General features: G+C 70.2%; 13 protein-coding genes. 6 read left to right on the top strand and 7 right to left on the bottom strand.

What is annotated here, in order from left to right; genetic code table 11:
• Window positions 1-190: 190 nt before the first annotated feature.
• Window positions 191-586: a GntR family transcriptional regulator gene (locus EV187_RS09795; protein WP_130352853.1), complete on the bottom strand. Its 396-nt coding sequence runs from the start codon at window positions 584-586 to the stop codon at window positions 191-193.
• Between the two features lie 205 nt (window positions 587-791).
• On the opposite strand from EV187_RS09795, the gene EV187_RS09790 reads away from it, so the two are divergent.
• From EV187_RS09790 to EV187_RS09775, 4 genes are all read left to right on the top strand, one after another.
• Window positions 792-2141, top strand: coding sequence for an MFS transporter (locus EV187_RS09790; RefSeq protein WP_242609528.1), 1350 nt, complete (start codon window positions 792-794; stop codon window positions 2139-2141).
• A gap of 143 nt (window positions 2142-2284) precedes the next feature.
• Window positions 2285-4867 (top strand): valine--tRNA ligase, encoded by a 2583-nt coding sequence (gene valS, locus EV187_RS09785; protein WP_130352852.1) that lies wholly within the window; start codon window positions 2285-2287, stop codon window positions 4865-4867.
• A gap of 9 nt (window positions 4868-4876) precedes the next feature.
• Complete coding sequence (locus EV187_RS09780) at window positions 4877-5323, top strand: GNAT family N-acetyltransferase (protein WP_242609527.1); 447 nt, start codon at window positions 4877-4879, stop codon at window positions 5321-5323.
• Entirely contained in the window at window positions 5323-5547 is a 225-nt protein-coding gene (locus tag EV187_RS09775; RefSeq protein WP_130352851.1) for a hypothetical protein, read from the top strand. The genes EV187_RS09780 and EV187_RS09775 overlap by 1 nt, the downstream gene beginning before the upstream one ends.
• A 3-nt stretch (window positions 5548-5550) precedes the next feature.
• Here the strand turns inward: EV187_RS09775 and EV187_RS09770 are convergent, their stop codons facing one another.
• Entirely contained in the window at window positions 5551-6384 is an 834-nt protein-coding gene (locus EV187_RS09770; RefSeq protein WP_130352850.1) for a methyltransferase domain-containing protein, read from the bottom strand.
• A 54-nt stretch (window positions 6385-6438) separates the two neighbouring features.
• Here EV187_RS09770 and EV187_RS09765 point away from each other — a divergent pair, with 54 nt between their 5' ends.
• Window positions 6439-8478 carry a M3 family metallopeptidase gene (locus EV187_RS09765; protein ID WP_130352849.1) on the top strand — a complete coding sequence of 680 codons (2040 nt, stop codon included), beginning with the start codon at window positions 6439-6441 and terminating at the stop codon, window positions 8476-8478.
• Between the two features lie 33 nt (window positions 8479-8511).
• On the opposite strand, the gene EV187_RS09760 is transcribed toward EV187_RS09765, so the two are convergent.
• The 5 genes from EV187_RS09760 to sufB are packed head-to-tail and all read right to left on the bottom strand — an operon-like array spanning window position 8512 to window position 12623.
• Entirely contained in the window at window positions 8512-8841 is a 330-nt protein-coding gene (locus EV187_RS09760; RefSeq protein WP_130352848.1) for a metal-sulfur cluster assembly factor, read from the bottom strand.
• 21 nt (window positions 8842-8862) lie between these two features.
• A complete protein-coding gene (gene sufC, locus EV187_RS09755) occupies window positions 8863-9645 on the bottom strand; it encodes a Fe-S cluster assembly ATPase SufC (protein ID WP_130352847.1) in 783 nt (260 codons plus the stop codon).
• 47 nt (window positions 9646-9692) lie between these two features.
• Entirely contained in the window at window positions 9693-10019 is a 327-nt protein-coding gene (locus EV187_RS09750) for a non-heme iron oxygenase ferredoxin subunit (RefSeq protein ID WP_130352846.1), read from the bottom strand.
• Between the two features lies 1 nt (window position 10020).
• On the bottom strand, window positions 10021-11190 hold the full coding sequence (sufD, locus tag EV187_RS09745; protein WP_242609526.1) for a Fe-S cluster assembly protein SufD: 1170 nt from the start codon (window positions 11188-11190) through the stop codon (window positions 10021-10023).
• A 14-nt stretch (window positions 11191-11204) separates the two neighbouring features.
• Window positions 11205-12623: a Fe-S cluster assembly protein SufB gene (sufB, locus tag EV187_RS09740; protein WP_130352844.1), complete on the bottom strand. Its 1419-nt coding sequence runs from the start codon at window positions 12621-12623 to the stop codon at window positions 11205-11207.
• Between the two features lie 250 nt (window positions 12624-12873).
• On the opposite strand from sufB, the gene EV187_RS09735 reads away from it, so the two are divergent.
• Window positions 12874-13812, top strand: a complete 939-nt coding sequence (locus EV187_RS09735) for a COX15/CtaA family protein (RefSeq protein WP_130352843.1) — start codon at window positions 12874-12876, stop codon at window positions 13810-13812.

Genomic DNA, 13812 nt, shown 5'->3' with positions numbered 1-13812 from the left:
GGCTGCTCGATCGAGCACCGTCGCGGTACCACCTCGCTTGTTCCGGTGCCTGCCGGCCCCGGAACCCCTCCTTGCGGCTGTGACGGGCCACCCGTTCGGTTCTACTGGCGAGCGGGTGCCGCGGGGCATCCGTTCGCGTTCTTCCGAAGACTCCCCGGTGATGGCCGGATCGACGTCGTTGCCCTCAAGACTACCGTGTCGTCGGCGTGCGGAGCACGCGCGGCGGCGCGGGAGCCCCGCGGTAGGCCTGGCTGATGAGGGCGAGCAGCGCGCCCTCGGGGAGGTCGTGCTGCTTGGCCTCGTCGACGAGGTCGTGGATCGCTCCGGCGAGGGCGGCGTGGCCGCCGATGCGCACCGCCACGACGGCGCCCCGCCCGCGATGGAGCTCGATGAGCTGCTCGTCGCGGAGCACCCGGTAGGCGCGCAGCACCGTATGCATGTTCACCCCGAGCGACTCGGCGAGATCGCGGGCGGATGGCAGTCGCTCGCCGCCGATGACGCGCCCGTCGATGATGGCCGCCCTGACGGCGGCGGCGAGCTGTTCGAAGAGGGGCGTCGCACGCGTGGGATCGAGGCGAATCAGCACACTTTGACTCTATTGTTCTATTCAAAGGCAAACAACTTGCTTGTCCCGTGATCGTCGCGCTGTCAAGATGAGTGCGAGCCGCGTCGTCGGGGCGCCCCCGCTCCCCCAAGCACGCCCCGTCGGCCCGGTGATCCAGTACTCGGCCGCGCGACACCGGCACCGCCGGCCGTCGGGCTCTCACGCCATCGACCCACAAGGACTGCACGTGACCACCGCCACCCCCGCCACCTCGATCCCGGCAGACGCCACGCCAGTGCGACGCGTCGCATGGGCGTCGATGATCGGCACCTCGCTCGAGTCGTTCGACTTCTACGTCTTCGCCTACTTCTCGGCGTTCTTCATTGGACCGCTCTTCTTCGACCCGCTCGGCGACTTCGGCAGCCAGCTCCTGGCCTTCTCGACCATCGCGGTGGCGTTCATCGTGCGCCCGATCGGCGCAGCGCTCTTCGGCCACATGGGCGACCGCCTCGGCCGACGCGCGACACTCCTCTGGACCGTCGGCACCATGGGCGTCGCCACGGGCCTCATCGGACTGCTCCCCACCTACGCGCAGGCCGGGTGGCTCGGCGCCGCGCTGCTCGTGCTGCTCCGCGTCGTGCAGGGCCTCTCGCTCGGCGGCGAGTGGGGCGGGTCAATCCTCCTCGCCACTGAGCACTCGGGGCCGGTGAAGCGCGCTTTCTACGCCGCCATCCCGCAGTTGGGATCGCCGGTCGGTTCGATCCTGTCGGCGGCGCTGTTCATCGTCATGACGATCGCCCTGCCCGCCGAGGAGCTCGCGGCGTGGGGCTGGCGCATCCCGTTCCTGATCGCGTTCCCTCTGCTGCTCGTCTCGCTCTACCTCCGGTGGTCGATCGACGAGACCCCCGTGTTCCGCGAGGTCGTCGCCGAGGGCCGCCGCGACCGCCTGCCGTTCGCCACGATGTTCCGCCAGCGCCCCGCGGCGATCCTCATCGCGATCGGCGCCGCCCTGCTCGGCATCGGCTCCTATTCGCTGATGAACACGTACACGATCAACTACGGCGCCGCGGAGCTCGGGTTCAGCTTCCAAGACCTGCTGATCGCCACCACGATCGGCGGGCTGCTCCAACTCGTCACGATCCCGCTGTTCGGATCGTGGGCGACGCGGATCGGCTCGGCGCGAGTGGTCGCGTGGGGTGCGCTCGGCACGCTGCTCATCACGTTCCCGATGTACTTCCTCCTCCAGTTCGCGACGTTCCCGATCCTCGTCGGCACGATGATCATCGGCGGCATCCTCCCGACGATGTCGTGGGCCGCACTCGGCGGGCTGATGAACGACCTGTTCCCCGACCACTTCCGGTACTCGGCCCTGTCGGTCTCCTACGCCATCGCGGCGACAGTGGGCGGCTTCGTGCCGCTCGTCACGCTCGCGCTCGGCGAAGCCAGCGGGTTCGCCTGGTGGCACCCCGGAATCGTGCTCGCGATCCTGTCCGCCGTCACGCTGGTGTCGGCCTGGGTCGCATCGCGGATGCCGCGGGTGCCCGAGGTGGGTGACCCCGACGCCGTGGCGACGCCCGAACCGGCATCCGCCGCCTAGCACCCCGTTCGACCGCTCACGCGCCGAACACACCCGCAGCCCGCCGGCTTCCGGCGGGCTGCGGTGTCTCCGATAGGCTGGATCGTCGCACATTCAGGCACCTCGGTACGGACACGGTGCCGCCGATATCGAACCGGAGCATCATGACCGACCACCCGCGCATCCCCGACAAGCCCGCGCTCGAAGGCCTCGAATCGGTCTGGGGCGACGCGTGGGAGCGCGAGGGCGTCTTCCGGTTCGACCGGTCCGCCGCCTCCCGCGACACGATCTACTCGATCGACACACCGCCCCCGACCGCATCGGGCTCACTCCACATCGGCCACGTCTTCTCCTTCACGCACATCGACCTCGTCGCCCGTTACCAGCGCATGCGCGGCCGCCACGTGTTCTACCCGATGGGCTGGGACGACAACGGCCTGCCCACCGAGCGCCGCGTGCAGAACTACTACGGCGTGCGCTGCGACCCGTCGCTGCCGTACGATCCCGACTTCGTGCCGCCGTTCGAGGGCGGCGACAACAAGAGCACCAAGGCCGCCGACCAGCAGCCGATCAGTCGCCGCAACTTCATCGAGCTGTGCGAGCGCCTCACGGTCGAGGACGAGCAGCAGTTCGAGGCCCTGTTCCGCCAGCTCGGGCTCTCGGTGGACTGGAAGCAGTCGTACCGCACCATCGCCGATGAGGCGCTGTTCACCTCGCAGCTGGCATTCGTGCGCAACGTCGAGCGCGGCGAGGCGTACCAGGCGCTGGCGCCCACGTTGTGGGACGTGACCTTCCGCACCGCCGTGGCCCAGGCCGAGCTCGAGGATCGCGAGCAGGCCGGGCACTACCACCGCGTGACCTTCCACCGTCCCGACGGGGGCACGATCGAGATCGAGACGAGCCGACCCGAGCTCATCCCCGCGTGCGTCGCGCTCGTCGCCCACCCCGACGACGAGCGCTACCAGCAGCTGTTCGGCACGACGGTGACCACCCCGGTGTTCGGAGTCGAGGTCCCCGTGGTCGCGCACCACCTCGCCCAGAAGGACAAGGGCACCGGCATCGCGATGATCTGCACCTTCGGCGACGTGACCGACGTCGTGTGGTGGCGCGAGCTCGACCTGCCCAACCGCGCCATCATCGGCTTCGACGGACGGGTCATCGCGGAGGCGCCCGACGCGATCACCTCGGAGGCGGGCCGTGCCGCGTACGCCGAGCTGGCCGGCAAGACGACGTTCTCGGCGAAGCAGGCCGTGGTCGAGCAACTCCGCGCGTCTGGCGACCTGCTCGGCGAGCCGAAGGCGATCACGCATCCCGTGAAGTTCTACGAGAAGGGCGACCGCCCGCTCGAGATCGTCTCCACGCGCCAGTGGTACATCGTGAACGGGGCGCGCGACGAGGGGCTGCAGCGCACGCTCCTCGAGCGCGGCCGCGAGATCGACTGGCACCCCGACTTCATGCGCGTGCGCTACGAGAACTGGGTCAGCGGCCTGTCGGGCGACTGGCTCATCTCCCGCCAGCGCTTCTTCGGCGTGCCCATTCCGGTCTGGTATCCGCTCGACGCCGCGGGCGACCCGGTGTTCGACGAGCCGATCGTCGCCACGCGCGACCTGCTGCCCGTCGACCCCTCCTCCGCGCCCGCGCCGGGATACGACGAGTCCCAGCGCGGCGAGCCCGGGGGGTTCGTCGGCGAGCACGACATCATGGACACCTGGGCCACGTCGTCGCTGACGCCCCAGCTGGCCGCGGGCTGGGAGCGCGACCCCGAGCTGTTCGACCTCGTCTTCCCGTACTCGCTGCGCCCGCAGGCCCAGGACATCATCCGCACGTGGCTCTTCTCGACCGTGCTGCGCGCGCAGCTCGAGCACGGCGCCGGGCCATGGACGAACGCCGCGATCTCCGGCTTCATCGTCGACCCAGACCGCAAGAAGATGTCGAAGTCGAAGGGGAACGTGGTCACCCCCGCGGGTCTGCTCGAGCAGCACGGCTCGGACGCGGTGCGCTACTGGGCGGCGTCCAGCCGGTTGGGCACCGATGCCGCGTTCGACCCGCAGAACCCGACGCAGGTGAAGATCGGGCGCCGTCTCGCCATCAAGGTGCTGAACGCGGCCAAGTTCATCCTCGGCTTCGACGGCCGGGCGGATGCCCCGGTCTCGGTGCCCATCGACCGCAGCATGCTCGCCGAGCTCGCCGACGTCGTGGCGAGTGCGACCCGGGCGTTCGACGCCTATGACCACGCCCGCGCCCTCGAGGTCGCCGAGACGTTCTTCTGGACGTTCTGCGACGACTACCTCGAACTCGTGAAGGAACGCGCCTACGGAGCGCCGAGTCCCGAGCAGGCGTCCGCCGTCGCGGCGCTGAAGACCGCGCTCAGCGTGCTGCTCCGCCTCTTCGCGCCCGTCATCCCGTTCGCGACGGAGGAGGCGTGGCGATGGTCGAACGACGGCTCCGTGCACGCCTCGCCCTGGCCTGAGACCGACGAGCTCGCCGCGCGCGGCGAGGCGGGCGTCGAACTGCTCGAGCTCGCGAGCCTCGCGCTCACCGGCATCCGCCGCGCGAAGACCGACGCGAAGGCGTCGCAGAAGACGCCCGTCACCAGCGCCGTGATCGCGGCACCGGCGGCGGCGATCGCGCTGCTCGAGGCAGTGGCATCCGACCTGCGTGCGGTCGGGCGCATCGCGTCGCTGTCGTTCGTCGAGGCCGACGAGTTCGAGGTGCGCGACATCGTGTTCGAGGCACCTGAGGCGTAGGGGGAACGCATGGCACACGAGATCCGCATGGCGGGCGACGAGGACTTCTTCGGCTGGCTGCCGTTGTTCGAGGCGTACTGCGAGTTCTACGAGACCGAGCTCGACGACGCGAAGGCGTTGATCGTCTGGAACTGGATCCGCGACGAGCACGATCCGCTCGAGGCGGTGCTCGCCGTCGACGAGGAGGGCACGCCCGTCGGGCTCGCGCAGTTCCGCATCGTGCCCGACACCCTGCAGGCGACCCGCGGCATCCACCTCGACGACCTGTACGTCGAGACGGGTGCGCGCGGCACGGGCGTCGGCCGCGCCCTCATCGAGTTCGTGCACGCGCGATCGCGCGAGGTCGGCACGGGCGGGGTGACGTGGATCACGGCGGCCGACAATGCCGAGGCGCAGCGGCTCTACGACGAGCTCGCGCGCCGCACGACCTGGGTCACGTACGAGATGGACGCCTGATGCGGCTCGGCACGCGGTGGGCGTTCGGAGCCGAGCCACCGGCGTCCGTCCCCGTCGACCTGCGCCCGCGCATCGCCGCCGCGGAGTCGGCGCACGCCGGTGAGGGCGAGGGCCGGCACTGGACGCTCACCTGGCTCGAGGGCCGGCCGATCGTCGAGCTCGACGACGGCACCACGGTGAGCGACGCGATCATCGACGCCCACGACGCCGACGAGGACTGGTAGCGCTCAGGCCCGCGCGAGCACCTCGGCGTGCGGCATGAGCAGCCAGCCGTCGTCGTCGGCGGCCCACTCGCGCCACGCGGCGGCGATCCGGGCGAGCTCGGCGGGGTTCGAATGCCCCGACTCGATCGCGTGCGCCGCGAACTGCGACTGCGTGGCGCGCTCGGCCCACGAGTTGCCCCACCATTCCCGCTCCAGCGCGGTCGAGAACACCCACGTCGACGCGCTCGCGTCGAGGTCGCCGAACCCGGCCTCGCGCACCCACCGCTTCAGGTGCCGCCCGGCATCGGGGTCGCCGCCGTTGCCGATGGCGACGTCGTGGTACAGCTCGAGCCACCGGTCGAGCCCCGCAGAGGCGGGACTCCAGATCACGCCGCCGTAGTCCACGTCGCGAACCGCGAGGAGGCCGCCGGGCTTCAGGACGCGCCGGAACTCGCGCAGCGCGTCGACGGGGCGGGCGAGGTGCTGCAGCACCTGGTGCGCGTGCACCACGTCGAACGCGGCATCCGCGAACTCGAGCGCGTACGCGTCGCCGGTGCGGAACTCGACGTTCTCGACGCGCTCGCTCTCAGCCAGGCCCGTGGCGCGCGCGACCACGTCGTCGGCGGCGTCCACGCCCGTGACCAGCCCGGGTCGCACCCGCCGGGCGAGGTCGATCGTGATGGTGCCGGGGCCGCTGCCGACGTCGAGGATCCGGGCGCCGGCGTCCAGGTGCGGGGCGAGGTACGCGGCGGAGTTCTCGACGGTGCGCCACGCGTGCACTCGTAACACGCTCTCGTGGTGGCCGTGGGTGTACGCCTCGCTCGGCGCGGACTCGATCGATTCGCCGTCACGCTGCATGCTCCGAGCCTACGACCGACGCGGCATCCGGCCGGCACGCCCTAGTGTGGTCGGATGGGCGACTCGTCGAATCCGTTCCTCGAACCAAGTCCGCTGCCCTACCGGCTGCCCCTGTTCGCACTCGTGCGACCCGAGCACTACCGGGAGGCGATCGAGGCCGGCATGCGCGAGCAGCGCGCCGAGGCGGAGGCGATCGCGGCGGACTCGGCACCGCCGACGTTCGAGAACACGATCGTGGCGCTCGAGCGCTCGGGCGCGCTCCTCCGACGCGTGCTGCCCGTGTTCGCGAACGCGAGCTCGGCCGACACGAACGAGGCCATCGACGCACTCGACGCGGAGCTCGCGCCGCGGCTCGCGGCGCACCGCGACGCCATCCGCCTCGACCCGCGCCTCTTCGCGCGGATCGGGGTGCTGCACGAGACGCGCGACGAACTCGGGCTCGATCCCGACCAGGCCTACCTGCTCGAGCGGATGCACCGCGAGGCCGTGCTGGCGGGCGCGGCGCTCGATCCGGCCGACCGCGCCCGGCTCGGGGCGCTGAACGAACGCCTCTCCGCGCTCACCACCGCGTTCCAGCAGCACCTGCTGGCCGACACGAACGACCTCGCGCTGCACCTGACCGACGCGGCAGCGCTCGACGGCCTCGACGACGGGGCACGGTCCGCGGCACGTGAGGCGGCGCGATCGCGGGGGCTCGACGGCTGGCTGATCACGCTCGTGCTCCCGACCGGCCAGCCGGCGCTCGCCGACCTGGCGGACCCCGACGTGCGCGATCGCCTGCTCGCGGCGTCGAGAGCGCGCGGATGCCGCGGCGGCGCGCACGACACGCGCACGACCCTGCTCGAGATCGTGCGCCTCCGCGCGGCGCGCGCCCGCCTGCTGGGGTTCGCGAACCACGCGGACGCCGTCACCGCGGGCGAGACCGCGGGTTCGGCCGCGGCCGTCTCGGGCCTGCTCCGCGAGCTCGCGCCGCCGGCGATGCGGAACGTCGCTCGTGAGCGCACGGAGCTCGCCGCGCGAGCCGCGGCGACCGGGGCACGCGAACCGGTCGCCGCCGACTGGGCGCACCTCGCCGAGCAGGTGCGCGCCGAGCGCCACGACCTCGACCTGTCCGTGCTGCGCCCGTACTTCGAGCTGCAACGCGTCCTCATCGACGGCGTGTTCCACGCCGCGCACCTGCTGTACGGCCTCCGGTTCGAGCCGCGGACCGACCTCGTCGGGTATCACCCCGACACGCGCGTGTTCGAGGTGTTCGAGCACGACGGCAGCCCGGTGGGCCTCTACCTGCTCGACCCGTACACGCGCGATGCGAAGCGCGGGGGTGCGTGGATGAGCTCGCTCGTCGAGCAGTCGGAGCTGGGCGTCGACCTCCCGGTGGTCGTCAACAACCTGAACATCCCGAAGCCCGCGGCCGGCGAGCCGACGCTCCTCACGTACGACGAGGGCGAGACGCTCTTCCACGAGTTCGGCCACGCGCTGCACGGGCTGCTGGCGCGGGTGCGCTATCCGTCGCAGGCGGGCACGAACGTCTACCGCGACTTCGTGGAGCTCCCGAGCCAGGTGAACGAGCTCTGGATGCTCCGCCCCGAGGTGCTCGCGAACTACGCGGTGCACCACGAGACGGGCGAGCGGATGCCGCAGGAGCTCGTCGACCGGCTCATCGCCGCGCGCGGCTTCAACGCCGGCTTCGAGACCGCCGAGTACCTGGCCTCGGCCGTGCTCGACCAGGCCTGGCACCTGGTGGGCCCCGACGACGACGTGACGGATGTCGCGGCGTTCGAGCGCGCGGCACTCGCGGAGGCGGGTCTCGAAGATCCCCTCGTGCCGCCGCGGTACTCCACCACGTACTTCGCCCACGTGTTCGCAGGAGGCTACGACGCAGGCTACTACTCGTACGTCTGGAGCGAGGTGCCGGGCGCCGACGTCATGGCGTGGTTCGAGGGGCGTGGCGGCGCGACCCGCGAGAACGGCGACCGCTATCGACGTGAGATCCTCGCCCCGGGCGGCTCACGCGACCCCGGCGAGTCGGTGCGGGCACTCTTGGGGCGCGATCCCGAGATCGGGCCCCTGCTCGCGCGCCGCGGCCTCGCGTGAGGCCGCTGCGCCGGGCTCGATGACGGATCCGGGTCAGATCGCGAATCCGAGGGCGCGCATCATGTCGCGCCCGTCGTCGGTGATGCGTTCGGGACCCCACGGCGGCATCCACACCCAGTTGATGCGGAACGCATCGACGACGCCGTCGAGCGCCTCGGCCGTCTGCTCCTCGAGTACGTCGGTGAGGGGGCACCCGGCGCTCGTGAGGGTCATGTGGATGATGAGCGCGTCGTGCTCGTCGTCCCAGCCGAGGTCGTAGATGAGGCCGAGGTCGACGACGTTGACGCCGAGCTCGGGGTCCACCACGTCCTTGAGCGCCTCGGAGACCTCGTCGTAGCGCTCGGGTGCGAGTGAGGTGACCATGAGAGCGATTCTACCCGCGCCCTACTCGGCCGCGGCCTCCACGACCGCCGGCTCGGCGACCTGGTAGCGGTCGTAGCCCTCCTCCTCGAGCCGGTCGGCCAGTTCGCGGCCGCCCTGCTCGGCGATCCTGCCCGCGACGAACACGTGCACGAAGTCGGGCGTGATGTAGCGGAGGATCCGCGTGTAGTGGGTGATGAGCATGATGCCGAGGCCGGTGTTGGCCTTGGCGCGGTTCACGCCCTCGGACACGATCCGCAGGGCGTCGACGTCGAGCCCGGAGTCGGTCTCGTCGAGCACCGCGAACCTCGGCTTCAGCAGCTCGAGCTGGAGGATCTCGTTGCGCTTCTTCTCGCCGCCCGAGAAGCCCTCGTTGACGTTGCGCTCGGCGAAGGCGGAGTCCATCTTGAGGTTCGACATCGACTCGCGCACGTCCTTCACCCAGTGGCGCACCGACGGGGCCTCGCCGTCGATCGCGGTCTTGGCGGTGCGCAGGAAGTTCGTGACGGTCACGCCGGGGATCTCGACCGGGTACTGCATCGCGAGGAAGAGCCCGGCCCGGGCACGCTCGTCGACCGTCATCTCGAGCACGTTCTCGCCGTCGAGGAGGATCTCGCCCTGCACGACGTGGTACTTCGGGTGGCCGGCGATCGTATAGGCGAGCGTGGACTTGCCGGAGCCGTTCGGCCCCATGATCGCATGGATCTCGCCTTCGTTGATGACGAGGTCGACGCCACGGAGGATCTCGCGGGTGCCCTGGTCGGTATCGACGTTGACGTGCAGGTTCTTGATCTCGAGCACTGACATGTGGTGGTGAATCGCTTTCGTGAGTCGGCCGCGCGGGCCGGAAGTGGTCAGACGGTCAGGGTGACCGAGGGATCGATGTGGACGCCGCCGTCCTTCACCTCGACCTGGAACGCCGGGACGGGTTCGTAGGCGGGAAGGGTGAGGGGCTTGCCCGTGCGGAGCGAGAACTTGGAGCCGTGCGCCCAGCACTCGAGGGTGTCGTCCTCGACGAACCCCTCGGCGAGCGAGATGTCGCCGTGCGTGCAGGTGTCGCCGATGGCGAAGATGTCACCGGCGGCGTCCTTCACGACGGCGATGGGCACGCCCTCGACGACGAAGCGGGCGGCCTCGTTCACTCCGAGGTCGTCGACGGCGCAGACTCGAACGGATGCCACGTCAGCGTCCCTCCAGCTCGGCCTCGACGGCGGCGCTGAGCCGCGCCTCGAGCTCGGGCGAACCGATCTTCTGGACGATCTCGCCGAGGAACCCGCGCACGACGAGACGGCGTGCCTCGTCTTCGCGGATGCCTCGGGCCATCAGGTAGAACAGCTGCTCGTCGTCGAATCGACCGGTCGCCGAGGCGTGTCCGGCGCCCTCGATGTCGCCGGTCTCGATCTCGAGGTTCGGCACGGAGTCGGCGCGCGTGCCGTCGGTGAGCACGAGGTTGCGGTTCTGCTCGTAGCTGTCGGTGCCGGTCGCGGAGTTGCCGATGAGGACGTCGCCGACCCAGACGCTGCGCGCACCGGCACCCTGGAGGGCGCCCTTGTACGTCACGCGCGAGCGGGTGTGCGGCGCGTCGTGGTGCACGAAGACCTGCTGCTCGAGGTGCTGGCCCGCGTCGGCGAAGTAGAGGCCGAGCGCCTCGACATCGGAACCCTGCTCGGCGAGGTGCGTCGAGGGGTTCACGCGGACGACGTTGCCGCCCAGCGACACCACGATGTGCTTGAGGAACGAGTCACGCCCGAGTCGGGCGAAGTGGCTCGCGAGGTGCACGGCGTCGTCGCTCCATTCCTGGAGCGACACGACCGTGAGGGAGGCGCCCTCGCCGACGACGATCTCGACGTTCTCGCTGAGGCGGGCATCACCGGTGCCGCGGAGCACGACGAGCCCGCGGCTGTTCGGTGCCGCCTCGATGACCGTGTGCGCGGCGCGCGGCGCGACGCCGAGGTCGTGTCGGGTCACGGCGACGACCTTCTCATCCTCGCCGGAGACCGAGACGAGGAGCGCCTCGCCGAAGGAGCTCCAGGCGTTGGCGGCGGCGCGCTCCTCGGGGATGCCGGCGCGCCCGATGCGGGCGTCGTCACGGGCGATCCACGAGACGTCGACGCCGGCGGCATCCGTGGTCTCGATCTCGAGCCGGGAGCCGTCGAGCTCGCCTCCGGTGAGGTCGGCGAACGCCGCGACGGGTGAGAGCTTCCACTCGTGCTCACGGCCGGTGACGGGCGCGAAGTCCTCGACGTTCACCGAGCGGAAGCGCTCGGATCGCGTCTGCACGGGTACGAACGCGCCGTCGGAATGGGGCCGGAAGCCGTGCTGCTCGGCAGTGGGCATGGCTGTGCTGGTCATCTGTGCGGACATTCCTAGCCGACGCTGCCTTCCATGCCCATCTCGATGAGCTTGTTGAGTTCCATCGCGTACTCCATGGGGAGTTCTCGCGCGATGGGCTCGATGAAGCCGCGCACGATCATCGCCATCGCCTCGTCCTCGGGGAGGCCCCGGGACATGAGGTAGAACAGCTGCTCCTCGCTCACCTTCGAGACCGTGGCCTCGTGCCCCAGGTGCACGTCGTCGACGCGGATGTCGATCGCCGGGTACGTGTCGGAACGGGAGATGGTGTCGACGAGCAGCGCGTCGCAGCGCACCGTGTTGGCCGAGTGGTGCGCGTTCGCGTCGATGCGCACCTCGCCGCGGTAGCCCGCACGGCCGCCGCCGCGTGCGATCGACTTCGAGACGATGGACGACTGCGTGTACGGCGCCATGTGGATCATCTTCGCGCCGGCGTCCTGGTGCTGGCCGGGGCCGGCGAAGGCGACCGACAGGGTCTCGCCCTTCGCGTGCTCGCCCATCAGGAAGATCGACGGGTACTTCATGGTGACCTTGGATCCGATGTTGCCGTCGATCCACTCCATGGTGGCGCCCTCGGCGGCGGTCGCCCGCTTGGTGACGAGGTTGTAGACGTTGTTCGACCAGTTCTGGATCGTCGTGTAGCGCACGCGGGCGTTCTTCTTCACGATGATCTCGACGACGGCCGAGTGCAGCGAGTCGGACTTGTAGATCGGAGCGGTGCAGCCCTCGATGTAGTGCACGTAGCTGCCCTCGTCGGCGATGATCAGCGTGCGCTCGAACTGGCCCATGTTCTCGGTGTTGATGCGGAAGTAGGCCTGCAGCGGGATCTCGACGTGCACGCCCGGAGGCACGTAGACGAACGAGCCGCCCGACCAGACCGCGGTGTTCAGCGCGGCGAACTTGTTGTCGCCGGCCGGGATGACCGTGCCGAAGTACTCCTCGAAGAACTCGGGGTGCTCCTTCAGCGCGGTGTCGGTGTCCATGAAGATGACACCCTTGCGCTCGAGCTCCTCGTTGATCTGGTGGTAGACCACCTCGGACTCGTACTGCGCGGCGACGCCGGCGACGAGCCGCTGGCGCTCCGCCTCGGGGATGCCGAGCTTCTCGTAGGTGTTCTTGATGTCGTCGGGCAGGTCCTCCCAGGTCTGGGCCTGCTTCTCCGTGGAGCGGACGAAGTACTTGATGTTGTCGAAGTCGATCTCGGAGAGATCGGCCCCCCACGTCGGCATGGGCTTGCGCTCGAAGAGCTGCAGCGCGCGCTGCCGGCGCTGGAGCATCCATTCGGGCTCGGCCTTCAACGCCGAGATGTCGGCGACGACCTCGGGCGAGATGCCGCGTCGGGCGGATGCGCCGGCGGCGTCGGAGTCGGCCCAGCCGAACTCGTAGACACCGAGTCCTTCGAGTTCCGGTCGGTCGATCAGTACGTCCGTCATGCTCTCCCTCTTCTCCTCCCGTGCAACCGGCTATCAGTCCGGCTCATTCCCCTCGCGAGTCGAGGTGCTCGGTGAGTGGCGATGATGTGCGGGTGGCTTCAGTGCGAACCTAAGATGGCTGGGAACCCGCATCGCGCGTTGTCGCGCGCCTCGCGGGAGTCTCCAACCCCTCAAGTCTATAGGGTCGCACTGCCGGCTGGACGGTTCTCCCAGTGCCGTCACAGTACGACCCGGATCAGGACCGACCAGCGTGAACCGCTTCATCCAGTGGCTGCCCGACCACGTCGACGGGCGGATCCGCCTGTTCGCCTGGCTGTCCTTCATCGCGCAGACCACGATCATCGCGACGGGCGGGGCCGTGCGGCTCACCGGTTCCGGCCTCGGATGCCCCACCTGGCCGACCTGCACGCCCGACTCACTGGTCGCCACGCCCGAGATGGGCATCCACGGCCTCATCGAGTTCGGCAATCGCATGATGACGGGCGTCGTGGGCATCATCGCGCTCGTGCTGTTCGTGCTGGTGTGGCGGATCCGGTCCCGGCGCCGCGACCTCTTCACGCTGGCATTCGTGGTGGGCGCCGGCATCGTGGCCCAGGCGATCGTCGGCGGCATCACGGTCTGGACCGGGCTGAACCCCTTCATCGTCGGGTTCCACTACGTCTCCTCGCTCGTGCTCGTCTGCGTCTGCGCCGCGTTCCTCGTGCGCATGGACGCTCCCGCCGGACCGCGCGAGCGTGCGGTGCCCGGGTGGTACGCGGGCCTCACGCACGCGACGACCGCCGTGCTCGCGCTCACGATCGTGTTCGGCGTGCTCACGACCGGCTCGGGTCCGCACTCGGGCGACGCCGCCGCCGGTCGCAACGGGATCGACTCCGAGCTCTTCCAGCACGTGCACGCCTGGCCCGGCTACGCGCTGCTCGCACTCACCCTGGTGCTGCTCGTCGCGGCATGGCGCCTGCGCCTCCCGACCCTGCGCGCGCTCATCGTGCTCCTGGCCGTCGAGCTCGTGCAGGTGGCTGTCGGCCTCTACCAGGCGCGCACCGGCCTGCCGCCCCTCGCGGTCGGCGTGCACATGGTGCTCGCCGCACTCACGGCCGCGGCCATGACCGTCGTGGTGCTGCGCCTCAAGGCGCCCGCCACGACGCCGACGTCGACCGAGGCCGCGCCGGCCGCGGCGTCCGCCCGCTGA

Origin of the sequence: Agromyces ramosus (genome assembly GCF_004216665.1) — a bacterium.
GTDB classification, from domain to species: domain Bacteria; phylum Actinomycetota; class Actinomycetes; order Actinomycetales; family Microbacteriaceae; genus Agromyces; species Agromyces ramosus.
The sequence above is the reverse complement of the archived record's forward strand: the minus strand, read 5'-3'. Positions and strand labels throughout refer to the sequence as shown.

What these genes read in the sequence shown, in the direction of transcription:
- valS (WP_130352852.1), top strand. Translation starts at nt 2,285, where the DNA reads ATGACCGACCACCCGCGCATCCCCGACAAGCCCGCGCTCGAAGGCCTC.
- EV187_RS09780 (WP_242609527.1), top strand. Translation starts at nt 4,877, where the DNA reads ATGGCACACGAGATCCGCATGGCGGGCGACGAGGACTTCTTCGGCTGG.
- EV187_RS09775 (WP_130352851.1), top strand. Translation starts at nt 5,323, where the DNA reads ATGCGGCTCGGCACGCGGTGGGCGTTCGGAGCCGAGCCACCGGCGTCC.
- EV187_RS09770 (WP_130352850.1), bottom strand. Translation starts at nt 6,384, where the DNA reads ATGCAGCGTGACGGCGAATCGATCGAGTCCGCGCCGAGCGAGGCGTAC.
- EV187_RS09765 (WP_130352849.1), top strand. Translation starts at nt 6,439, where the DNA reads ATGGGCGACTCGTCGAATCCGTTCCTCGAACCAAGTCCGCTGCCCTAC.
- EV187_RS09760 (WP_130352848.1), bottom strand. Translation starts at nt 8,841, where the DNA reads ATGGTCACCTCACTCGCACCCGAGCGCTACGACGAGGTCTCCGAGGCG.
- sufC (WP_130352847.1), bottom strand. Translation starts at nt 9,645, where the DNA reads ATGTCAGTGCTCGAGATCAAGAACCTGCACGTCAACGTCGATACCGAC.
- sufD (WP_242609526.1), bottom strand. Translation starts at nt 11,190, where the DNA reads ATGACCAGCACAGCCATGCCCACTGCCGAGCAGCACGGCTTCCGGCCC.
- sufB (WP_130352844.1), bottom strand. Translation starts at nt 12,623, where the DNA reads ATGACGGACGTACTGATCGACCGACCGGAACTCGAAGGACTCGGTGTC.